The organism is Aquamicrobium sp. NLF2-7 (assembly GCF_022359935.1).
Classification (GTDB): Bacteria; Pseudomonadota; Alphaproteobacteria; order Rhizobiales; family Rhizobiaceae; genus Mesorhizobium; species Mesorhizobium lusatiense.
Window position 1 is genome coordinate 43,495 of the sequence record NZ_JAKSED010000006.1, and the last position, 20,046, is coordinate 63,540.

The window sequence follows — 20,046 nt, forward strand, 5'->3', positions numbered from 1 at the left end:
GGGCCAGGCAAGCGACGCGTCGCGCCAGCGACGTATAATTGCGCCCTTGGAGGCAATCCTTCGGATCGCCGGGATCATCTCAAGAAGTGTCGGCTCCGCCGACCCGGCATTTATGCCGGGTCGCGCAAAGCGCGATCCCGGCCGATTCTTGTCCCTGCCAAACGGCAGTCGAGCAAGAATGGAGCCACCGGAATGAGAAAACCGTCATCGAAGATCAGGGAAGAAATCGCACGTCTGCAGGACCAGCTCAAAGCCGCCGAGACACGCGAGGCCGAGCGCATCGGCCAGCTGGCGCTGAGAGCTGGGCTGGGTGACATCGAGATCGAGGATAACGATCTCATCACCGCGCTCGAGGAGGTCGCCGCCAGGTTTCGCAAAGGAGGGCCTCGCGCAGGCAAGCCTGCCGTTGCGCCGGTCGCATCTGGCGCGACTGCGGGGTCGGGTGGGGAGGCTTGAGCGCATGCGACAAGCCAACCAGTCCGAGGATCGGAAGAAGGACACGCGGGAGAAGATTCAGCTTGGCGGCCTCATCGCCAAGGCCGGGTTGCGATACGAGAAGCGCGCTCTGCTACTGGGCCTGTTGATTGACGGCGCGAGCCGGATCAAGGCCGATGGAAATGAGCGCGCCCGGCTGCTCGCCATCGGGGAAAGGGCGTTTACCCATGACCCCGACTAGGATCGCGCTGCTGGTCGCGCCGGGCGTGATCATGGTGATGGCGGTCATCCTGCTCACCGGCATCGAGCAGTGGACCGCGAGCTTCGGCACGACGGCGGACGCCCGGCTCGCCTTGGGCCGGGTGGGCATTGCCCTGCCCTACGTCGCAGCGGCAGGGAGCGGCATCATATTCCTGTTCGCCGCGAAGGGTGCGGCCGCCATCCGCTTCGCAGGAGCAGGCGTGCTGCTCGCGACGGTCATCGTCGTTTCCCTCGCGGCGATCCGGGAAGGTGTCAGGCTGGCGACCTTCGCGGGCGATGTGCCGGCGGGAAGCACGATCGCCAACTATGTCGACCCGGCAACTGCCATCGGCGGGATGCTGGCCATGGTCGCCGGCGTGTTCGCGCTGCGGGTCGCCCTTCGTGGAAATGCGGCCTTCGCCGCCGCCGCGCCGCGCCGCATCCGCGGGAAACGTGCGATCCATGGCGAAGCCGCATGGATGGGCGTCAACGATGCGAAGCGTCTCTTTCCCCATGCCGGGGGTGTTGTCGTCGGGGAGGCCTACCGCGTTGACAAGGACGTCGTCGCCGATCGCGGATTCCGCTCCGACGACGCTGAGACATGGGGCGCGGGCGGTCGATCGCCGCTCCTGTGCTTTGATGCGTCCTTCGGCTCGACACACGGGCTGGTCTTTGCCGGATCGGGCGGGTTCAAGACGACATCGGTGACCGTGCCGACTGCGCTGAAATGGGGTGGCGGCCTTGTTGCCCTCGACCCGTCAAACGAAGTCGCCCCGATGGTGATTGCGCATCGGCGCAAGGCCGGCCGGGACGTCTTCATCCTCGATCCCACGGATCCGGCTACCGGATTCAATGTGCTGGACTGGATCGGGCGGTTCGGCGCTACAAGAGAAGAGGATGTGGTCGCGGTCGCCAGTTGGGTGGTGACCGACACCGGGCGGTCGACGTCGATCCGCGACGACTTCTTCCGCGCTTCGGCGCTGCAGCTCATCACCGCGCTGATCGCCGATGTCTGCCTCTCGGGGCATACGAAAAAAGAAAGCCAGCATCTGCGGCAGATGCGGGCGAACCTTTCCGAGCCGGAGCCCAAGCTTCGCGAGCGGCTTCAGAGGATCTACGACAACTCCGAATCCGAGTTCGTCAAGGAGAACGTCGCCCCCTTCATCGCCATGACGCCCGAAACCTTCTCCGGCGTCTATGCCAATGCGGTCAAGGAAACCCATTGGCTTTCCTATCCGAACTATGCCGCGCTCGTCTCCGGATCGAGTTTCTCGACCGACGCCATCGCCGAGGGCAAGACCGACATTTTCGTCAATCTCGATCTCAAGACGCTGGAGACGCATCCGGGTCTGGCGCGCACGATCATCGGCGCGCTGCTCAATGCGATTTACAACCGGAATGGAGAAATGAACGGACGCGCGCTGTTCCTTCTCGATGAGGTGGCGCGGCTCGGCTATCTGCGGATTCTCGAAACCGCTCGTGACGCTGGACGCAAATACGGCATCAGCCTGGTGCTGCTGTTCCAGTCGATCGGCCAGATGCGCGAAGCCTATGGCGGGCGCGACGCGACAAGCAAATGGTTCGAAAGCGCATCATGGGTATCGTTCGCGGCGATCAACGATCCGGAAACCGCCGACTATATCTCGCGCCGCTGTGGCAACACGACCGTCGAGGTCGACCAGCTCAGCCGATCATCGCAGATGTCGGGATCATCGCGCACGCGATCAAAGCAACTGGCATCGCGCCCGCTGGTCCTTCCCGAGGAGGTCCTGCGCATGCGTAGTGACGAACAGATCATCTTCACCGCCGGGAATGCGCCGCTGCGATGCGGCCGCGCGATCTGGTTCCGGCGAAACGACATGAAGTCGGTCGTCGGCGAGAACAGATTCCATCGGAAGGGGGAGAGGCATGAGGCTATGCGCGCTGGCACTGCCCCTTGACGTCCTGGCAGTTCAGGGTTGCGCAATATGCTGGCCAGCGAAAAGTGCGGATGCCCGAAACCTCAGTTTCGCATCCGAAAGAAAGAAATGCGACAGACGGCCGAAGCCGCCTGCCGCTTTCGTGCATCAGTATGCACGCTCCTCAGTGAGGACGGTTGGGACCACCCCGATCAGCTTGACGGAAAGCCCGCTTACGCGGCTTCCAAAGACGGTCGAACCGGTGAGCATCTCGAATTCCGGCGACAGAACCGGATACCGGATCATCAACATCGCCGCGACATCTTCGATCGCATGGCTTGGCGATACCGTCTCGCCAGCTGCATCGGTGCCGATGATCAGCAGGTTTCCTGCGAGGGGGCTACCGTAGCCCTTCAACTCGGTGAAGCAGGGCAGCTCGTCGGTGAGGCCATTGTCATCAACGACGATGCAATGGTTCCGGTCGATGCGAACCATGTCGATCAGATCACATCCGACATGGCGACGGATTTCGGCAAGGATGTTGCCAGGATCGATCGTGACGATCCGGATTGTCCGACGCTCGACTTCCACGAGATAGGCAGTGAGGAAATTTGTCATGCTGGTCTCCTTTCATTGCGATGACGGAGACCGACCCGGGCAAGTCGGGCATCGGGTCAAGGACTGCTCCTGCGGCCGCGAAGCGGCGAGTGGGGGAGCCGGTTTTGTTGTCGGGCGCTTCAGCGGCCGACAACAAAATCGGGGGGACCGCTCGTCCTTGGGGCGATGGGCGCGGCCCGTATCATTGGCCGGCAGAGTGAGTGCAATCACGGCCCCGCCAGGGGCCGTGTCCGTTTCCGGCGACCAGCCGGCTCAACCCCTTCGTGGATCCTCGACCTGCGCCGCGACGTGTCACCAGCACCGCACTGCGAGAGGATCGTCACCCGCATGGGCTGAAACCGCGCCAGCGGGTTCGGTGAGCGCAGCGAATAGAGCCGTGCCCCGAGGGGGTCTCGCCCAGCCCATTTCTTCCGGAAGCAGTAAGTGTCACGAGGCCCGGAAGCTGATCGTAACGCATCACCGCTATCATTGCGCAGCAGGCAGGACGAGGCATCGAACCGTTTGAACAGAAACATCCGTATCGAAGGCGGTGGGAAGAAGCGAAACCAGCACTACGGCAGGAAAAGATCAACCGGCCCCACCAGGCATTATCGGGGCAGTCGCTCGAGCGGGCGCGGTTTCAATCTGAAATGGGCCTGGGCGATTGTCGTCCTCATTGCCGCGGGGATATATGGCGCACATCTTTATCAGGAAGGTGGTCAACCCGCGCCTGCCGCCGCCATCTCCCAAGCCGACTTGCTACGCGCGACGTTCTCGTTCTGTGGCGAGGGCCGCCGTGTGACATGCATTGTCGATGGCGACACATTCTGGCTCTCGGGAGAAAGGATCCGGATCGCCGATATCGACACACCGGAGATCAACCCGCCGCGCTGCGAGGAAGAACGCGTCAAAGGCGAAGCCGCCAAACGCCGGCTGTACGAACTTCTGAACGCCGGGCCGTTCTCGCTTATCGTGGGGACGCGCGACGAAGATCAGTATGGTCGCAAGTTGCGCACCGTGGTGCGCGACGGGCGCTCGATTGGTGAGATTTTGGTGGGCGAGGGTTTGGCGCGTCGGTGGGATGGCGCGCGGCGGAGCTGGTGCGGTTGACCCATCACGGCAATGAATCGGTCGATCCGGTTCGATTCAGGAAAGTTGTTTGACGCCGATTCCGCCGGAGGCGAGACTCCTTCTATGGAAAAAGAGGACGCGGGCCCGGTTCATCTCCAACGCATCGACCCGACGCAGAACATGCGTCGGTTTTATACGCTCGCGATCCAGCCGACCCTGTTCGGCGGCGCGTCGGTCATCCGCAACTGGGGCCGCATCGGAACCAATGGCCAGTCGATGATGGAGACCTTCGACAGCGAGGATGAGGCCACAGCCGTCTCACTGCGTCTCGAACGCGCTAAGCGGCGGCGGGGCTACACCGCATCTGGAACGGCCCGGAACAGCTGACTTCGATCATAGCTATGTGCGGAGCGTCGATTCCGCCCAGCAGCGCCAGAAACAAGAGTTTGCTGGCGCGGCCGATCCCGCAAGGGGCCACTTTCGCATGATCGAGCGCGCCGAACCATGGCAATGTTCCCCAATGGCGTGCGGGACCACCGATCCGTTCCCGCACGCCGGGGATGGCACCGTTGCTAGAACGGCACCCGGTCCCAATCCGGGCTTGTGCGCATTTCGGCCATTGCGGCTTCGCGCTCGACAATTGCTTCGGCAAGCAGCCCTTTGAACAGGTGGCGGTCAAGGTCGTTGCCTGCGCGTTCAAGCGCCTTGCGGCGGCGTTCGATGGCTTCATCGATGTCCAAATGGTTTTTGGTACGCATGATCTGCTCCTTCGATTCAATGACGAAGGCGGCTTATCGATTCCCGACGAGCGGGTCAGGGACCGCGAAGCGGCCGCCAGAGGCGGGGAGTGGGGGTGCCGATTTTCTGGCGATGCCTCTATCGGCATCGGCGGAAAATCGGGGGAACCGCTCATCCTTGACGCGGAAGGAGAGACGATAGGCTGGGACGTCATTGAGAGAGAGTATCACGCGCGCGGCCCGCGTGCGTGTCCATGTCCGGCGGCCAGCCGGCCCCCTGAACGCCGCTTCCCAACGAGGCGAGACTCGGGCAATGAACGCGCTCGACGGCCGGCACCGTCAAGCACGGCCGAAGGGCAAAGCCTCCCTAGTGGGGAGGCTCGCTGCTGATGAGCCCGTCCTGCTCGGCCCAGATCGCCTCGCGCTCGGCCAGCGCCATCACCAGCTCCTCCTTGATCCAGCGACGCTCGTCCCGATAGACGGCGTTCCTGAGCTCGGCGCGCAATTCCTCGATGTGCTGATCGATCGACATTGTTCATCTCCGCCATTGTTTGTGAAAGACGGCGATCACGGTCATGACGGAGCGGAGGGGTCAGGGATCGCGGCACGCGACCGGCGGAGCCGGCGAGTGGGGGAGCCGGATTTCTGACCCGGCCCGGAGGCCGGGGCTGAAATTTGGGGGAACCGCTCGTCCTTGAGGCCTTCGAGCCGTCATGGCATCCTCGGACGTACTGAGCAGACTGTTCCACCACGGTTCGGCCTGACGCCAGAAACCACCCCGCCACGGGCTCGATGCCCGTGGCGAGGCTGGAATTTGACCTGTGGCACCTGCGCGAGATCTCCACCTTGACGCGGAAATGGCCCCGCCTGGTGGCGGGGCCGATTGGGCCGGGAACTCAGTCCCGGTTCGGCCGGGACCAGATCAGCTGGAGACCATCCTGTCCGTCCACCTCGATCAGGGTGGCGTAGATGGGAGCCGGGAAGCTCGGATCGTCCAGCTTGACCGAGAGATAGTCGCGCTCGCTCTCCCGGGCGGTCTTCTGCCAGGCGGCGCCCAGTTCCACTGCGCCGGAGTAGAGGCGGAAGTGCGGGCCCTTGTCGGAGGGGTTCTCGACCCGCTCGATGCGCGCCTTGACGTTGAGGTTGAGGGTCTTGATCGTGCCGGTGAAGCCGTTGGCGGTGCTGGTGAAGGTGCCGATGGTAGCCATGGTGGTGTTCCTTTTCGCTTTGTTCGGGCCGCGCCCTTCGCGGCCTCGATGGCCGTCGAAAGACCGGAGACGATCGGACCGCACCTCGAAGAGGCCGCAATGCAATGGAGGGCGCGGCCGGAGGCGGCTTTCTTGGACCGCGAGGAATGGCGTGCAGCGCCAGGGGAAGAAAGTCGCAGTAGGCCGTTGCGGGAGAACGATCGAGGCGAAGCCGGTTTCAGGTCAGACATGCCAAATCGAGCCGCAGAAAGAGCCGCCAAGGCTCAGGGGCGAAAGGGATGGAAACGATCCATCCGTCGGGACTCGGCACTGGAAACGTCGCGATCCTCGCCTGCAAGGAGCCTGACCTGTGTCGGCCCGACTGCTTGGCTCGCCGAACATCCTACAATAGGCTCGCGCCCGGATACGCCATCTGCTGGTTGCTGGTGGTTAGGACGATCAGCTGTGGTGGAGCCAGGAAGCTGTCCGACCCGCGAGGCAGGCACATACGAACTGCTGTGCATGGCGAGCTCGCAACCAGATAACTCTCGATGGAAGAGCCTCAACCGCCTGACGCCTCGGAGTGTGCCGCCCGGAAAAACGGATTACACGAACGAGTTTGCAGGCAGCTTCTTCGTGCTGCCGAGGCAAGAGCGAGCCGCCAGACGCATCGTGCACCTGGGACCGCCAGAAGCAAGACCGAAATCCATCTCATCGGTTGCGGCTGATACCGCGCAGCGATTGGCGTCGTGCGATGAACTCGCGCACGAGCGGCAGGAAAAACGCCTTGCTGAAGCGCCCCATCGGCGGTTCCGGCTCCAGGTAATATGACTGCCCGATGATGTCGGTATTGTACTCGTCGAGGATCAACCAGAGACGAAGATCCGCATCGAGGCCGGCCCGTCGCTTTTCGGTTGCCGGGATCTCTGCCGCAAAGCGGGCCGGTTCCGGCTGTTTCGTGGTGATCGGGAACAGGAGGAGGAGGTCACCATCTGGCCGCTTAAGCCTGATTCCGACTGCAACGGGCCTGTTCTTGCGGCCTTCGGTTTCACCGTGGCCGGCTTCACGAACCCACAGATAGGGGTAACGGACAACGCTGGCGGTCTGGATTTCCTCGAAGCTCAAGACCGGCCGCCTTCATTGTCGTCGGCATAGGCTTCGATCGCTTCTGACATTTCATCAAGAAGCGCGTCGGGCATGGTTTCGAGCGTGCCCACCATTCTGGTGTCGGCCTGGCGGCGCATGCGTTCGTAATCTTCGATATTGAGGATCACCAGGCGCGGCTTGTTGCGCTGGGTGATCGTCACCGGGCGGCGCAGCGCCTCGGCGATGATGTCGCCCGACTTTCGGGAAAAGTCGCTGGTCGTGAATGTGCTGTTTGATCCGGACATCGGCAACTCCAGCTTGCTGTTATAGTCGTTATATACATCATTGCTGTCTTTGCTGCAACGGTTGTGCCTCCTGCGAGGAAGGCCCCGCCTGGTGGCGGGGCCGATTGGGCCGGGAACTCAGTCCCGGTTCGGCCGGGACCAGATCAGCTGGAGACCATCCTGTCCGTCCACCTCGATCAGGGTGGCGTAGATGGGAGCCGGGAAGCTCGGATCGTCCAGCTTGACCGAGAGATAGTCGCGCTCGCTCTCCCGGGCGGTCTTCTGCCAGGCGGCGCCCAGTTCCACTGCGCCGGAGTAGAGGCGGAAGTGCGGGCCCTTGTCGGAGGGGTTCTCGACCCGCTCGATGCGCGCCTTGACGTTGAGGTTGAGGGTCTTGATCGTGCCGGTGAAGCCGTTGGCGGTGCTGGTGAAGGTGCCGATGGTAGCCATGGTGGTGTTCCTTTTCGCTTTGTTCGGGCCGCGCCCTTCGCGGCCTCGATGGCCGTCGAAAGACCGGAGACGATCGGACCGCACCTCGAAGAGGCCGCAATGCAATGGAGGGCGGCCGGAGGCGGCTTTCTTGGACCGCGAGGAATGGCGCGCAGCGCCAGGGGAAGAAAGTCGCGGACGGCCGTTGCGGGAGAACGATCGAGGCGAAGCCGGTTTCAGGTCAGACATGCCAAATCGAGCCGCAAAAAGGGCCGGCCACGCGTTCGAGGAAAGGACGCACAGTCATGGTATCCGCACACCTGCCTTGGGGCACGCCGATGAAATCCACCTCGAAACCAGCAGCTCGACCGTCTCATCGCAGCCAGCACCTTCGGTATTGGCGACCAACGACATCCTTGCCCGTTCGCTCGACAGCAACCTGGGTCGGCGGCTGTGCGCTGTCCGGTCATTGGCGGAACCGCACCAGTTGGAGACTGCTTCTGCCTGATCGGTGCTGCATCGACCGGAGCAGCCTGCGCAACTGTTCAACGCTCTCCGATAGATAAGGAAAAGCGAGCTGGCTCTCCAACGCCGGCAGTAAGGCAAGGGCGTTCAGGCTCATGTGCGGCCATCAATGCCATGGTGGTGGATTGCACGCCGGCGCCGAGCGAAAGCGCACGCAACCGGATAGGGGAAGGGCCGATGCCCTCCCCCGCGACATTTGGTGCGTTGAACATCAGGCCGCCTCACGCTCTTCGACCGCGGTCGGCTGCAACGCATGCAGGAAATTGACGGCCCGCTGGGCATGGGCAGCAGCCTGAAACACCGCCCGTTTGTCACCTTGAAGGACACGCAACCACGACTGAACGTAGCTGGCGTGATCGGGGCGAGGCTCGAGCTCCGGCACGATGCCGAGATCGGCGCAGATCAGCGATGACCCAATTTCCGCTATTAGTTCTTCGCGCGCGCGTTCGCTCCGATCCTTCCCATAGCGAGATAGATCGCGGTTCACGCGATGCGCCGCCGCCGTCCAGTGGATATGCTCATGAGCGAGGACAGCGACGTAGGATTCAGCATCCCTGAACGTCTCGAACGGCGGCATCTGGATATGGCCGGAGGAAGGCGAGAAGAACGCCTGCGAACCGCCATGTCGTATTTCGGACCCGGTATTGGCGAAGAAACGGTCGGCATGTTCAATACGCTTGATCGGATCTTCGATCGGCTTCGGCACATGGTAATAATGGTCCGGCAGGCCGTCGATCTGCTCCACGTTGAACACGCCATAGGCTTTGAGGAACGGGATATCCCTGTCGGTCTCGCCACCCTCCGCGTCGGTTTCGGTCTTGGTGAACCGGCTGGCATAGATGACGGTGCTGCTCGTTTCGCCCTTGCGGACATGCGCGCCCAGCTCGCTTGCCTGCTTGAACGTCATCCAGATCGGCGCGGCGTAGCCGCGCGCCATGGCTTCGGACCACAGCAGCAGCACGTTCATGCCGGAATAAGGCTCGCCATTGTGGCGCAGCGGCCGCGTGATGCGCCCTGCTGCATTGCCGGCGCGCCAGGGCTGCACCCATGGGCGAACACCTTCTTCCAGCTGCGCGACGATCCGCTCCGTGATCCGCGCATAGATATCGACCCGGGCTGCGCTCTTTTCTTTCCTGCTCATTTTCATGAACCTCCATTTTGGAGGCCGCGCCGATCGCGGCCCCGTCACGAGGTCCGAAAAGGGCGGGGCACCACGGCAGGCGGCGCACCCGCAGGGCCGGAGCGAAGCGGCGGACGGCGCAGCTGTTGCGCAGCCTGTCCGGCTCCGCCAGGACCGCGACCGGACGGGGCTGCATTCGGGCGACAGGAAGAAGATGGGCGGCGCATTGCGCCGCCCTGTTGGGATGCCGGGGACGGCTCGGTTCAATGAACCGAGCGGCTACCCGTGTGAGGATCGTACTCGTAAAGAGCCTCGACTTCGGCGTCCTCGAGCTCATCGGCGGGCAGGACGCCGTTATCCTGACTCTGTGTTCTGTCTTACCGCTGTGACGTTCGCAGCACACGATCAACGTTGACGACATTCCCCTTCGCTTGAGGTGAGGCGATGCGATTTTCCCGCCGGGACGGGCTCGAGCCCGTCCCGGCGGGAAAATCGCGGCCGAGGAGAACAGGATGCCCCAGCTCTTCTTCACGGATCTTTCGACGCTGCGGCAGTCTGTTACGGTTGATGGCGTCGTCCACAGGCTGTCGGTGGATGAAGTCGCAGCCGCCGAGAAGCTGAACCTCGTGGACGGCATGCCGTTCATTCTTGGCGATGACGACAGCTACGATCACGACCTGAACCGGTTCTTTCGAGCTTGCCCCACGTTGGGGGTTCGTTCGCCCAACAGCTTGCGCGCCTATGGTTGGGATATCCTGATCTGGATGCGCTTTCTTGCCGAGCGCCGAGACAACAGAGCCCTCTGGGCGGCTGATCGGCACGATGTCGCAGCCTTCCATGCGGCGCGACGTCTGGCGCTTCCTCCGGCGCGCATCTCGGCCGCGAGCTGGAACCGGTCGGTAGCAGCGCTCGACAAGCTTTACCGATGGGCTCTTGAAGAGGGAATGATCGCCAAATCGCCTTTCACCTATCGGCAATCATGGCGACGGACGAACGGCGGCGGGGCCATAGCGGTCGCTGCCAATGTTGCCACCGAGCGCGGCGCACGGACACGCGATATCCGGTTCCTTTCCCTGGATCGGTATCTCCTGTTTCGCGAGATCGGCTTGCGTGGTCGTCTTCCAGACGGGAGCGAGGATCCCACCTGGCAGGGCCGCAACAGCGAGCGCAATGCGTTGTTCGCCGAATTGCTCGTCACGACGGGCCTGCGGCTCCAGGAAGCGGCAAGTCTGCTCTGGATCGAGTTCCCGAGGACGGAGCCGGTCGGTGCATTGAGGAGCCGATCTTTCCGACTGGCGCCGGCCATTGCCAAGGGTAGCAAGGGGCGCGAGATCCGCTTGCCCGAGCGCGTGCTGAAGCGTCTGCATGAATACGCGGCGTTGGAACGGACCAATGTCCTCATGCGCCTTTCGCAACCGCGCAATAGGTCAATCGAACATCCGATCCGTGTCGTCAGCCACGATCGGGGAAGGCTCCTTCTGGAAAAGGACACAGTTCGAGCCAGTGTCGACGTGCTGGCGCCGCGCGAACGCAGCCGCTTGGTATGGGCGGAAACATCCGAACCATTGTGTCTTTGGCTGGCGGAAGGGGCGCGGCCCATGCCCCCGGCCGCTTGGGAGGTGGTCTTCCGGAGGGCAAGCGTACGGTGCAGGCGGTTCGGGATCGACCTCGACGTCACTCCGCACATGATGCGCCACACCTTTGCGGTTCATATGCTGTCGCTGCTCGTGCGTGAACAGATCGGATGGGTACTCGACGAACGCCGATCCCATATCGGCGCGGCGTACCGCCGCTTGATTGGCGATCCTCTTCTGAAGTTGCAGCGTTTGCTGGGCCATAGCCGCATCGAAAGCACTCACATCTACCTGGATTGCATGGAAGAAAGCCAGGAAATGATCGACGCTGCGGTCGAGGCCTGGGAACTGCGCGTTAATGCTGGTGGACCCCTGTGATGAAACGCGGTCGTCGTGCCACCTTCCCAGTTGGAATCGAATTGTTCGACACTCAAGAGGAAAATCCGCAAAATCCGCTCGTCTTCGTCCTTCGGACGGAAGATGCCGGGAGGATCGACGTCAATCTGTCTTCCTGGCCGCTGACGGCGCTGACCCATGAGGTTGCGCCATTCCTGCAGGAGTATCTCCACCGGATGGGGCCGGCACCACTCTGGAAAACCGCAGGCACCTTTATCCGCCGTCTGCGGCGGTTCTGGCTGTTCCTGGAAGGGGCGTCGGTAAAACCTCGTCGTCTCGACGACTTAACTCCGGCGGTAATCAATGCCTATGAGGACTGGCTGGAGCAGAACGGCGGCGAGCGACCCAATCAGCGCAATGTGCTCGGTGCTCTGATCGGGGTGCTGCGCGTCGCCGCCGAGCTCAATCCTGAAAGGCTTCCGCCCGAAACACTGTTGCGCCTGAAATACATCGGTCACGGCGAGCACGGCGTCTCAAAGCCGCGCGATGCCTACAGTGGGAGGATTGCCTCGACGTTGCTGCAGGCAGCGATGCGCCAGATCATCGAGGCTCGCGACCGGATAGCGACGGGCGAGGCTCTGCCTCCCCCACTTCTGGATGTAGGCCGTGATCCAGAATTGCGCCGTCGCTATGACCTAGTGGTCGAACAGATTGTGACGGCGGGAGTAGTCGCCGGGGAAGGCGCGCTGTTCGACAATCTGCGCTACCACGCTCATAGATGCGGGCTCGAGCCGCCTCCGGTCGAGGAACTGCATGCCGGCTTCCATCTGACCCGGTACGATGTCGTCGGCTTCCTCGTCTGGCTGTCCTTGACGACCGGCATGGAGATCGAAGCGCTGCGTGGGCTTGAGGCTGACTGCTTGCGCAATCCCAACCGGGGTTATGTCGAGATCGAGTATCGAAAGCGGCGCGCGCATCATGCCCAGTGGAAGCGCTTGCGTGTCCGCGATGGCGGACGGGAGACGCCCGGAGCCGTCCTGCGGCTGGCGATCAAGCTGACGGAAAAGGCTCGGCAGCACACTGGATCGAGCAAGCTCTGGATCACCTGGAAGCCGGGGCGCCTGTCGTCGCCGAAAAAGCTGGGGACCTGCGTGGCCGCGTTTGTCGAGAAGTACGGAATCGTCGATGACGCCGGAAAATCGCTGGCGCTCAATCTCTCCAGGCTGCGCAAGACCCAGAAGGCTGACTGGTATAAGCGGACCGGAGGGCAGTTGGAGAACTTTGCCGTCGGCCACACGGTAGCGGTGGCGGCCAACCATTATGCCGACATCCCCGCCCTTCGGCATCTGCATGAGCAGACGATAGTCGAGGCACTGACCGACGCGATGGCGCCGGCTCTGCGACCTTGGATCGTTGTGCCCGCGGATGAAGCCCGGCTGCGAACCTCAGCCGACGCGACCGGGCTGCCGGTGCCGTCGGAAAAGATCGGCCCGCTCCTGGACGGAGAGCAGGATCTTTGGCTGGCGGCGTGCAGCAACTTCCGCGTCAGCCCTTTCGGTCGGGAAGGCGAAGCCTGTCCGACGCCGTTCTGGGGGTGCCTGGAATGCTCCAACGCGGTCATTACCGCACGGAAACTACCGGCGCTGATCGCGTTCCAGGCGTTCATGGACGAGCTGCGGGAGGCGTTGCCTTCTGGCGACTGGAACGAGAAATTCGATCGGCCATACCGCAGGATCACGGAGCAAATTCTGCCGATGTTCCCGTCCTCCGTCGTCGGAGGCGCACGGGTTGAGGCGGCAGAATCCTCGGCGCGGTTGCTCTATCTTCCGCCGGAGGCTTACGGCTCATGACCACTACCTCTCCTTTGAACGATGAGCGTGCCGTCTCACGCCTCAGGGTCGATGACGACATCGTTTTGGCTTCGATGCCTCTCAGGGATGGTACCGACCGAGCGGCGCTCTCGCGGTTCGGCGATGATGTCTGGGATATGGCGCCGGCGATGTTCAACATGGCCAGAAAGGCCTTTCGAACGGTCGACTTCGGCGTGATCCCCTGCGCGGCAGAGCGGTTGCTTGCGAAGGAATACATCTATGCCTGGATGAATGAACGGCGCGCCGACGGTGAGCCGCGGTTGCGGCCAGTCTCCGGCCATACTGCGCTTGCGACGCTGCGCCGGTTCCTGGACTTCGTGCGCTCGCGGATCGGCAAGCTCGATCTGGCAAACGTCGATCAGGATTTGATCGATGCATACGCGACCCATCACCGGGCGCGGCCGATCACGCCGGGGCGCGTGGGTGTGTGCCTCAGGCCCATCGTCCAGCTTCATCGCCTGGCGCCCTATCTGACGTGCGGTGGCATCACCTTCACCCCGTGGCGCGGCCGACCGGTCTATCGGGCAACCGGCCAGGGAACGCGCTGTTCGGAAAACCGGACCGCGCGCATCCCGGAGCCGGTCATCGGCGCAATGCTGCGATGGGCCTTGAAATATGTCGAGCACCTCTGCGACGACATCTTCACTGCCCGGGCTGAAGCCGATGCACTGAACAGCCGGTTCGCAGCACGCTCGCGCGCCCGCCACACGCGGCCCGCGGTAATGCTGGCCTCCTGGATCGACAAGCGTCGCGAGGAAGGAAGAGGCATTCCTGTCTGGGAAAGACCTCTTTCGATCGGGGGGCTGACCGGCAGATTGTCGCGGGGCGGCAGGTTTGATGGCGAGGTCATCAATCTGAAGCTCCTGACGATGCAATGCGGGCTGCATCTCACCACCGTCCACAAAGATCCGGCCCTGTTGTCGATGGTTCATGATGCTGTCGACGAGCTTGGGTTCGAGGTGGGCGGGATGGACACGCCGATCTCCCCGGATCCCGACACGGGGCGACCGTGGCGGGAGCGCTTCGATGCCATCAGCCTGGCGCGGGAAGAACGGCACCTGCAGACGGCCGCCTATATCGTGTGTTGCTATCTGACGGGCATGCGCGACGGTGAGGTGCAGTCGCTGCGATCCGGCTGCCTGAAACGGAATCTCGACCGGGACGGGCGAACAGAAAGGCTGGCGATCGAGGGCGTGACCTGGAAGGATCGCGGCGCTCGCGGCGAACAGGTCGAATGGATCACCATCGAGGCCGCCGTCCAGGCGATCCGGGTTGCCGAGCGTCTTTCGGAACGATTCCGCCGGAATGCGGGGACAGAGCGGCTATGGCTTGCCCTTGACGACCGCGAGACGAACAATGCCGAGACGCCGATACTCATCGCCAAGAAGATCAACCAATTCCGAGAACATCTCGATGAGCGATATGGCGCGGACGATAGTCCTGTGATCCCCCGAGTGGGAGAAGACGTCTGGCGCTTCAACACCCGTCAGTTCAGGCGAACGCTGGCCTGGTACATCGCGAACCGGCCCTTCGGGGTTGTCGCCGGCAAAATCCAGTACAAGCACGCCTCCGTGGCCATGTTCAACGGCTATGCCGGCTCGTCCGCATCCGGCTTCAGGCAGGAGGTCGAACAGGAACTGGCGCTCGGACAACTCGACGACATCATCGACTACTTCGAAAACCATCGACGCGGTCACGGTCCAGGCGGACCCGCCGGTAAGCGCGTCGGCGTGGAACTGGAGCGGGTCGGCCGCGAACTCGGCCCGCTTCCGGGGCAACTGGCCGATCGCAAGCGCCTGAAGGCGATGCTGGCGCATCTGGCGCGCACGCTGCATGTCGGATATCTGAACGACTGCTTCTTCGACCCATTGACGGCGCTCTGCCTGCGGGAGTCTGAGAAACCTTCAGCCTCGGTGCCGGTCCTGTCGCGATGCGCGCCCGACCGATGTCCCAACGCCTGCCTCGTCGAGCGACATCTCCCGCCATGGGAAGCCTCCATTGCACAGGCGGAGGATCTTCTCGCCGACAAGCGTCTCTCCCCGCTGCAACGCGAAGCGCTGCGCCTGGACAACGACAGAAAACGCAGGCTCATCGCGCCGTTGAAGGAACGCACATCATGAAGCCGGTCAGTGCAGCCACGGAACAGGCGCTTCGTGAGGCGATGGCGCGCCTCCTTTATGGGTGCCCCCGCGTGGCTGATGGCAGGCTGACGGTTGTGAATCTGGCCATCGAGGCAGGTGTCAGTCGCGCGACCGCGAACCGCGCTTCCGAGGTGCTGGAAGCCTTCCGCCATGCAGTTGCCGAGTCGAGAGCCCGGCGCAACGCGACGGATCGGCCGGCGGGGACGGCCCGGGCCGAACAGGAGCGGCGCGCCGTCGAAACCGTGCTCGCCCAGCATCGTCAAGTCCGCGCGCTGTGCCAGCTTATGGAACGGCGGCGCGATAACCGCACCGCCGACGTCATACCGATCATCGGCAGGAAACGCCCTTGACGCCGATTGTGCTCACCCGGCGCAGCAGGAGAGTTTGGCGATGTCCTTGCCGAACGAAAGTGCTGCGAGCTTCAGCCCCTCGACCGTGGTGAGGTAAGGAAAGATCGTGTCCGCGAGGTCATCGACGGTGAGACCCTGGCGGATCGCGAGAGCCGCGGTCTGAATGCTGTCGGCACCTTCCGGCGCGAGGATGTGGGCGCCGAGCAAACGACCGCCAGCAGCATCGGCCACGAGCTTGATAAGCCCACGAGTGTCGCGGGCGGCGAGTGCGCGCGGCACCTGATCGAGACCGATCGTCGAAACGCGGATCTCATGCCCGGCCGCACGCGCCGCCGCCTCGGTGAGACCTACGCTTGCGACCTGCGGATCGGTGAAGACGATAGCGGGCATGGCGCTGTTATCGTAGCGCAGGCTGTCGCCATTGAGGGCGTTCTTGGCGGCGAGCTTGGCGCCATAGGCGGCCATGTAGACGAACTGGTCGCGGCCGGTGACGTCGCCGGCGGCATAGACGCCAGCCTTGGTCGTGCGCATGCGGTCGTCGACCACGATGCCGCCCTTCGCCGAGACGGTGATCCCGTGCTCGGCCAGCCCAAGGCCTTCGATGTTGGGCGTGCGGCCCGTGGTGATCAGCACCTGATCGGCGTCGATCTGGACATCGTGACCGTCACGCGTGACGGTCAGTGACGCTCGGCCCTCGGTTTTGCGGATCGCGCGGTAAGCGATGCCGGAGATAACGGTGATGCCTTCATCCTCGAAATACCCCGTGAGCGCCGCGCCGATCTCGGGCTCGGCCTCGGGGAGCAGTCGGGACCGGCAGACGAGGGTCACCTTGACGCCGGCACGGGCGAACATCTGGGCGAGCTCCGCGCCGATATAACCGCCGCCGATCACCAGCAGCGATCGCGGCAGTTCCTCGAGGTCGAGCGCCGTCGTACTGGTGAGATACGGTACGGTCTCGAGGCCAGGAATAGCAGGAACTGCCGGCCGCGCGCCGGTTGCGATAATGATCTTGCCAGCGGCAATACGCGCGCCGTCAACTTCGACACCGCCGTCGAGGAGGCGAGCCGGCCCGTCGCGATAGGCGATACCATTGTACGCGGGGAGCAGGTCCGCGTATTTGGCCTGGCGCAGCCCAGACACGAGCGTGTCCTTCTGACGAACGGTTCCGCGCCAGTCTGTCAGTTCGGCTTCAGCAGTAATGCCGGCAAAACGTGCCGCCACGCGAGCGTTATGAAGCGTCTCGGCCGCGCGGATCAGGGTCTTCGACGGCACGCAGCCGACATTGACGCAGGTGCCGCCGATGGTGCCACTGCCGATGAGCGCCACCTGTGCGCCCTGATCGGCGGCCGTGATCGAGGCCGAGAAGCCGGCCGAGCCGGCGCCGATGACGACGAGATCGTAAGCGCCTCCATTGCGACCGTTTGTGCGCAAGGGTCGGTTGGCGACCACCAGGCTCTTCGACGCCACATCGAGACCAGCGAGGCTCGGCCCGAACAGAGCACGGCCGGCTTCCAGTCCTTCCTCGATCGACAGCCGGGAACCTGGCTCGTCGGTGGAACGTTCGTCGCGCCAGGCGGAAAGATGCTCGTCCGAGCAGAAAAAAGCGGTCGTCGCGCAGAGCGAGCTCGCGGCGCAGCCGCCTTCATAACGGACGCTCTGCCACATGACGGCCGACTGTGGCTCGACGTCGGCGAGTGCCCGCCCTCGGTCCTGCGTGGTGATCCGGATCAGTGCGCCGCAATGGCCGCAGGGCGAGGCGATCGCGGTGTCGCGATCGGTCATGGCACCGATGCCCAGCGCGTCGACCGCGCACATTGCATTCAGCGTGCGTCCGTCCAGAGTGACCCGATGGCCGGTGTTATGATCGCTGAACGGATAGGCGCCGACGATCAGCTCGCCATCGAGAACGACGAGGTCGCGCCGGCGGAGCTCGTCGAGCAGTGGCCGGATGACCATCTCACTGAGTTTTGTACGCTCCGCAAGCGCGCTTATGGTCGGGGCACCCCCGTGGTCGGCGTAGAGTCGGAGCAACGCAACACGCACCCTGTCGGTGGCGGGATCGTAACCGCTCCAGCGATTGAGCACGTGGTCGGACCCGACCATCGCCTGCAGAGCGTTCTTGACCACAGGTGACGTGACCGCCGACCAATCCGGAAACGTTACGCCCGGTCGAACGGCAAAGCTCGCCAGTGTCGCGGGCTGAGAAACGGCCGGGTTGTCCCGGGAGGAGGTTGCACAGCAATCGTTCATGGCTTCACGCCTTCCTTGCGAATCTTCGTCTCATAGGCCGTGGCTCTTGCCCGGCGATGATGGGGCCCCCACGCGCCGAAGCCGAAGCCCGCGACGATCAGGGGAAGCACCACTGCACCCACACCTGTCAGCCACGTGCCAAGACCCGCCAGAGACAGGCCGACGGCGAGGAGCGGCGCCGCGCAGCAGATCGCGGCGAGGACGGCGCCAACGGCACCTGCGCGGATTACGGCGCGATCAGTCATCTAGCTGCCTTGCTGCGTCGGGTGGGCCGGATAACCAGCATTCATGCTGGCGGCTGCGATGGCATCGGTGCTCGTCTTAGCGTCGTCGAAGGTCACGGTCGCGGACTTCGCCTCGAAGGAGACGGTCACCTTCGCGACACCGGGGATTGCCGCCATCGTGGTCTTCACGATGTAGGGGCACGAGGCGCAGGTCATGTTGTCGACGGCAAACGTCACAGTGCGTTCGGCGGCGAAGGCGGCAGGCGCAGTCATCACCGACGCGATCAAAGTGAAAGCGCTCAAACTCTTCCTCATGGGGTAGTCTCCTCTTGGTGTCAGGCGGAAAGCAGCAGCGGCGCGACGTAGTCGAAGGCGAAAGCAGCGGCGACGAGTACGGTCGCGAACCAGAGCGCGATCTGAACGAGGCGGCTGGGGACGGCGCGCGTGCAGGCAGCCCCATCGGCACAGGCCTGTCGCGGCTTCCAGTAGACAAGGTAGAAGCCGTAGCCGAGCATGCCCGCCGTTGCGGCGACAAACAGTGGCTTGTAGGGCGCAAGCGCCGTCAGATTGCCGATCCAGGCGCCGCCGATGCCGAGGCTGAACAGGACGAGCGGAATGATGCAACAGGACGAGGCGGCGATGGCGCCGAGTATGCCGCCGACGGCGACCAGGCGCTGTCGCCCGGCCTCGCTTCGCTCTGGCGTCGTCAGGTTTGCCGCAGTCGGTGCAACGTCTGCTGGTCCGTGTCGGGATGCATTCATGTTCGACCTCGCTCTTCTTGTCGAAAACCTATCCAGGCGCTAATGTGCGGTCTGTAGCAACTACAGGGTCAAGGGGTATTTTTGGATGCGCGATCACGCTGGCGTGAAAGGCCTCAAGCGCGCCGAACTCGCACAGCGCACAGGGTGCAATCTGGAGACGGTCCGCTATTACGAGAAGGTCGGCCTCCTGCCGGAGCCGCCGCGCACGGCGAGCGGCTATCGCAGCTACGACAGCACCCACGAGCGACGGCTTCGCTTCGTCTTGCGGGCGCGCGAGCTCGGCTTCTCCCTCGATGAAGTCCGTGAACTGCTGCGCCTCGTCGACGAGCGCGACCAGCCCTGCGCCGAGGCAAGCGCCGTTGCCGCCGCGCATCTCGACGACGTGCGTGAAAAGATCGCCGACCTGAAACGCATGGAGCGAGTGCTGAAGGACGTGGTGGCCCAATGCACAGAAGGCAATCGGCGGGAATGTCCGCTGATCGAGACGCTGTTCCGGGAGCCGGCGAGCTCAGCGAAATGCCAGTGAGACAGCTTGACTGTTCAGATAAACGCCGTACTCGTTGTCGGACCGGAAGAGGATCACGGTGGTCATGAGGGTGTGGGCGAGGTTCCAGGCGTGCTTTTGGGCGAGTTCGAGGTTGTGCGACATTTGAGGGCTCCATCTTGGGAGCGGGCCAATTCCCGCTCGATGGCTCCTCGAAAGGCCCGGCCCCGGGCGCGATCACCGCGTCAGGCGAAGCCAGAGCGGCCGCACGCTTTGCGTAGCGGACCCCTTGCGGGTTGATCGCAGAAGATCCGGGGCCGGGTCAGGACGCCATCACGAGAGAGCGGGATTTGCCGGCTTCCGGTGGCCACCTATGTGTCGACCGCCCAGCCCAAAGGTCGGAGAATGACGATGCCGGGATCAAAGAGCACGACGTAGGGGCGCGG

General features: G+C 63.6%; 23 protein-coding genes. 10 read left to right on the forward strand and 13 right to left on the reverse strand.

Annotation, left to right across the window (positions count from 1 at the left end):
• Window positions 1-192: 192 nt before the first annotated feature.
• The 3 genes from MIC97_RS22270 to traG are packed head-to-tail and all read left to right on the forward strand — an operon-like array spanning window position 193 to window position 2,615.
• A complete protein-coding gene (locus MIC97_RS22270; RefSeq protein WP_239802102.1) occupies window positions 193-456 on the forward strand; it encodes a TraC family protein in 264 nt (87 codons plus the stop codon).
• 4 nt (window positions 457-460) lie between these two features.
• Window positions 461-676: a conjugal transfer protein TraD gene (traD, locus tag MIC97_RS22275; protein ID WP_239802103.1), complete on the forward strand. Its 216-nt coding sequence runs from the start codon at window positions 461-463 to the stop codon at window positions 674-676.
• Window positions 663-2,615, forward strand: a complete 1,953-nt coding sequence (gene traG, locus MIC97_RS22280) for a Ti-type conjugative transfer system protein TraG (RefSeq protein ID WP_239802104.1) — start codon at window positions 663-665, stop codon at window positions 2,613-2,615. Before traD ends, traG begins: the two co-directional genes overlap by 14 nt.
• A 126-nt stretch (window positions 2,616-2,741) precedes the next feature.
• Here traG and MIC97_RS22285 read toward each other — a convergent pair whose 3' ends face one another.
• Window positions 2,742-3,191 (reverse strand): DUF3846 domain-containing protein, encoded by a 450-nt coding sequence (locus MIC97_RS22285; protein WP_239802105.1) that lies wholly within the window; start codon window positions 3,189-3,191, stop codon window positions 2,742-2,744.
• Window positions 3,192-3,857: 666 nt separating this feature from the next.
• On the opposite strand from MIC97_RS22285, the gene MIC97_RS22290 reads away from it, so the two are divergent.
• Together MIC97_RS22290 and MIC97_RS22295 are read left to right on the forward strand one after the other, a co-directional pair.
• Window positions 3,858-4,280 carry a thermonuclease family protein gene (locus MIC97_RS22290; RefSeq protein WP_239802180.1) on the forward strand — a complete coding sequence of 141 codons (423 nt, stop codon included), beginning with the start codon at window positions 3,858-3,860 and terminating at the stop codon, window positions 4,278-4,280.
• 84 nt (window positions 4,281-4,364) lie between these two features.
• The gene (locus tag MIC97_RS22295; RefSeq protein ID WP_239802106.1) at window positions 4,365-4,628 is read left to right on the forward strand and encodes a WGR domain-containing protein; all 264 of its coding nucleotides are present in this window, start codon (window positions 4,365-4,367) and stop codon (window positions 4,626-4,628) included.
• A gap of 185 nt (window positions 4,629-4,813) precedes the next feature.
• On the opposite strand, the gene MIC97_RS22300 is transcribed toward MIC97_RS22295, so the two are convergent.
• From MIC97_RS22300 to MIC97_RS22330, 7 genes are all read right to left on the reverse strand, one after another.
• Window positions 4,814-4,999, reverse strand: a complete 186-nt coding sequence (locus MIC97_RS22300; protein WP_239802107.1) for a hypothetical protein — start codon at window positions 4,997-4,999, stop codon at window positions 4,814-4,816.
• A 346-nt stretch (window positions 5,000-5,345) separates the two neighbouring features.
• The gene (locus MIC97_RS22305; RefSeq protein ID WP_239802108.1) at window positions 5,346-5,510 is read right to left on the reverse strand and encodes a hypothetical protein; all 165 of its coding nucleotides are present in this window, start codon (window positions 5,508-5,510) and stop codon (window positions 5,346-5,348) included.
• Window positions 5,511-5,874: 364 nt separating this feature from the next.
• A complete protein-coding gene (locus MIC97_RS22310; RefSeq protein WP_239802109.1) occupies window positions 5,875-6,186 on the reverse strand; it encodes a DUF736 domain-containing protein in 312 nt (103 codons plus the stop codon).
• A 690-nt stretch (window positions 6,187-6,876) separates the two neighbouring features.
• A complete protein-coding gene (locus MIC97_RS22315; RefSeq protein ID WP_239802110.1) occupies window positions 6,877-7,290 on the reverse strand; it encodes a hypothetical protein in 414 nt (137 codons plus the stop codon).
• Window positions 7,287-7,556, reverse strand: a complete 270-nt coding sequence (locus tag MIC97_RS22320; RefSeq protein WP_133676051.1) for a type II toxin-antitoxin system prevent-host-death family antitoxin — start codon at window positions 7,554-7,556, stop codon at window positions 7,287-7,289. Before MIC97_RS22320 ends, MIC97_RS22315 begins: the two co-directional genes overlap by 4 nt.
• Window positions 7,557-7,673: 117 nt before the next feature.
• Window positions 7,674-7,985, reverse strand: coding sequence for a DUF736 domain-containing protein (locus MIC97_RS22325; protein ID WP_239802109.1), 312 nt, complete (start codon window positions 7,983-7,985; stop codon window positions 7,674-7,676).
• 715 nt (window positions 7,986-8,700) lie between these two features.
• A complete protein-coding gene (locus tag MIC97_RS22330) occupies window positions 8,701-9,630 on the reverse strand; it encodes a zincin-like metallopeptidase domain-containing protein (protein WP_239802111.1) in 930 nt (309 codons plus the stop codon).
• Between the two features lie 491 nt (window positions 9,631-10,121).
• On the opposite strand from MIC97_RS22330, the gene MIC97_RS22335 reads away from it, so the two are divergent.
• Genes MIC97_RS22335 through MIC97_RS22350 form a run of 4 tightly spaced genes read left to right on the forward strand, consistent with a single transcriptional unit; the run spans window position 10,122 to window position 15,881 of the window.
• Entirely contained in the window at window positions 10,122-11,561 is a 1,440-nt protein-coding gene (locus MIC97_RS22335; RefSeq protein ID WP_012092607.1) for a tyrosine-type recombinase/integrase, read from the forward strand.
• On the forward strand, window positions 11,561-13,369 hold the full coding sequence (locus MIC97_RS22340) for a hypothetical protein (RefSeq protein WP_012092606.1): 1,809 nt from the start codon (window positions 11,561-11,563) through the stop codon (window positions 13,367-13,369). Before MIC97_RS22335 ends, MIC97_RS22340 begins: the two co-directional genes overlap by 1 nt.
• Window positions 13,366-15,510, forward strand: coding sequence for a hypothetical protein (locus MIC97_RS22345; RefSeq protein ID WP_015647726.1), 2,145 nt, complete (start codon window positions 13,366-13,368; stop codon window positions 15,508-15,510). The genes MIC97_RS22340 and MIC97_RS22345 overlap by 4 nt, the downstream gene beginning before the upstream one ends.
• Window positions 15,507-15,881 carry a hypothetical protein gene (locus tag MIC97_RS22350; RefSeq protein WP_012092604.1) on the forward strand — a complete coding sequence of 125 codons (375 nt, stop codon included), beginning with the start codon at window positions 15,507-15,509 and terminating at the stop codon, window positions 15,879-15,881. The genes MIC97_RS22345 and MIC97_RS22350 overlap by 4 nt, the downstream gene beginning before the upstream one ends.
• A 12-nt stretch (window positions 15,882-15,893) precedes the next feature.
• On the opposite strand, the gene merBA is transcribed toward MIC97_RS22350, so the two are convergent.
• Genes merBA through MIC97_RS22370 form a run of 4 tightly spaced genes read right to left on the reverse strand, consistent with a single transcriptional unit; the run spans window position 15,894 to window position 19,116 of the window.
• A complete protein-coding gene (merBA, locus tag MIC97_RS22355; protein WP_239801969.1) occupies window positions 15,894-18,131 on the reverse strand; it encodes a bifunctional organomercurial lyase/mercury(II) reductase MerBA in 2,238 nt (745 codons plus the stop codon).
• Window positions 18,128-18,376, reverse strand: a complete 249-nt coding sequence (locus tag MIC97_RS22360; protein ID WP_012092602.1) for a hypothetical protein — start codon at window positions 18,374-18,376, stop codon at window positions 18,128-18,130. The genes merBA and MIC97_RS22360 overlap by 4 nt, the downstream gene beginning before the upstream one ends.
• Window positions 18,377-18,670 (reverse strand): cation transporter, encoded by a 294-nt coding sequence (locus MIC97_RS22365; protein ID WP_012092601.1) that lies wholly within the window; start codon window positions 18,668-18,670, stop codon window positions 18,377-18,379.
• 20 nt (window positions 18,671-18,690) lie between these two features.
• Window positions 18,691-19,116 (reverse strand): mercuric transporter MerT family protein, encoded by a 426-nt coding sequence (locus MIC97_RS22370; protein ID WP_012092600.1) that lies wholly within the window; start codon window positions 19,114-19,116, stop codon window positions 18,691-18,693.
• Between the two features lie 85 nt (window positions 19,117-19,201).
• Here MIC97_RS22370 and MIC97_RS22375 point away from each other — a divergent pair, with 85 nt between their 5' ends.
• Window positions 19,202-19,642, forward strand: a complete 441-nt coding sequence (locus MIC97_RS22375; protein ID WP_012092599.1) for a helix-turn-helix domain-containing protein — start codon at window positions 19,202-19,204, stop codon at window positions 19,640-19,642.
• Here the strand turns inward: MIC97_RS22375 and MIC97_RS22380 are convergent.
• Complete coding sequence (locus MIC97_RS22380; protein ID WP_239802186.1) at window positions 19,625-19,765, reverse strand: hypothetical protein; 141 nt, start codon at window positions 19,763-19,765, stop codon at window positions 19,625-19,627. The genes MIC97_RS22375 and MIC97_RS22380 overlap by 18 nt on opposite strands.
• Window positions 19,766-20,046 lie beyond the last annotated feature (281 nt).

Coding starts and splice junctions, on each gene's coding strand:
- MIC97_RS22310 (WP_239802109.1), bottom strand. CDS start 6,186: ATGGCTACCATCGGCACCTTCACCAGCACCGCCAACGGCTTCACCGGC.
- MIC97_RS22300 (WP_239802107.1), bottom strand. CDS start 4,999: ATGCGTACCAAAAACCATTTGGACATCGATGAAGCCATCGAACGCCGC.
- traG (WP_239802104.1), top strand. CDS start 663: ATGACCCCGACTAGGATCGCGCTGCTGGTCGCGCCGGGCGTGATCATG.
- MIC97_RS22340 (WP_012092606.1), top strand. CDS start 11,561: ATGAAACGCGGTCGTCGTGCCACCTTCCCAGTTGGAATCGAATTGTTC.
- MIC97_RS22350 (WP_012092604.1), top strand. CDS start 15,507: ATGAAGCCGGTCAGTGCAGCCACGGAACAGGCGCTTCGTGAGGCGATG.
- MIC97_RS22295 (WP_239802106.1), top strand. CDS start 4,365: ATGGAAAAAGAGGACGCGGGCCCGGTTCATCTCCAACGCATCGACCCG.
- MIC97_RS22365 (WP_012092601.1), bottom strand. CDS start 18,670: ATGAGGAAGAGTTTGAGCGCTTTCACTTTGATCGCGTCGGTGATGACT.
- MIC97_RS22360 (WP_012092602.1), bottom strand. CDS start 18,376: ATGACTGATCGCGCCGTAATCCGCGCAGGTGCCGTTGGCGCCGTCCTC.
- MIC97_RS22370 (WP_012092600.1), bottom strand. CDS start 19,116: ATGAATGCATCCCGACACGGACCAGCAGACGTTGCACCGACTGCGGCA.
- merBA (WP_239801969.1), bottom strand. CDS start 18,131: ATGAACGATTGCTGTGCAACCTCCTCCCGGGACAACCCGGCCGTTTCT.
- MIC97_RS22305 (WP_239802108.1), bottom strand. CDS start 5,510: ATGTCGATCGATCAGCACATCGAGGAATTGCGCGCCGAGCTCAGGAAC.
- MIC97_RS22270 (WP_239802102.1), top strand. CDS start 193: ATGAGAAAACCGTCATCGAAGATCAGGGAAGAAATCGCACGTCTGCAG.
- MIC97_RS22345 (WP_015647726.1), top strand. CDS start 13,366: ATGACCACTACCTCTCCTTTGAACGATGAGCGTGCCGTCTCACGCCTC.
- MIC97_RS22380 (WP_239802186.1), bottom strand. CDS start 19,765: ATGTCGCACAACCTCGAACTCGCCCAAAAGCACGCCTGGAACCTCGCC.
- MIC97_RS22285 (WP_239802105.1), bottom strand. CDS start 3,191: ATGACAAATTTCCTCACTGCCTATCTCGTGGAAGTCGAGCGTCGGACA.
- MIC97_RS22375 (WP_012092599.1), top strand. CDS start 19,202: ATGCGCGATCACGCTGGCGTGAAAGGCCTCAAGCGCGCCGAACTCGCA.
- MIC97_RS22330 (WP_239802111.1), bottom strand. CDS start 9,630: ATGAGCAGGAAAGAAAAGAGCGCAGCCCGGGTCGATATCTATGCGCGG.
- MIC97_RS22325 (WP_239802109.1), bottom strand. CDS start 7,985: ATGGCTACCATCGGCACCTTCACCAGCACCGCCAACGGCTTCACCGGC.
- MIC97_RS22335 (WP_012092607.1), top strand. CDS start 10,122: ATGCCCCAGCTCTTCTTCACGGATCTTTCGACGCTGCGGCAGTCTGTT.
- traD (WP_239802103.1), top strand. CDS start 461: ATGCGACAAGCCAACCAGTCCGAGGATCGGAAGAAGGACACGCGGGAG.
- MIC97_RS22320 (WP_133676051.1), bottom strand. CDS start 7,556: ATGTCCGGATCAAACAGCACATTCACGACCAGCGACTTTTCCCGAAAG.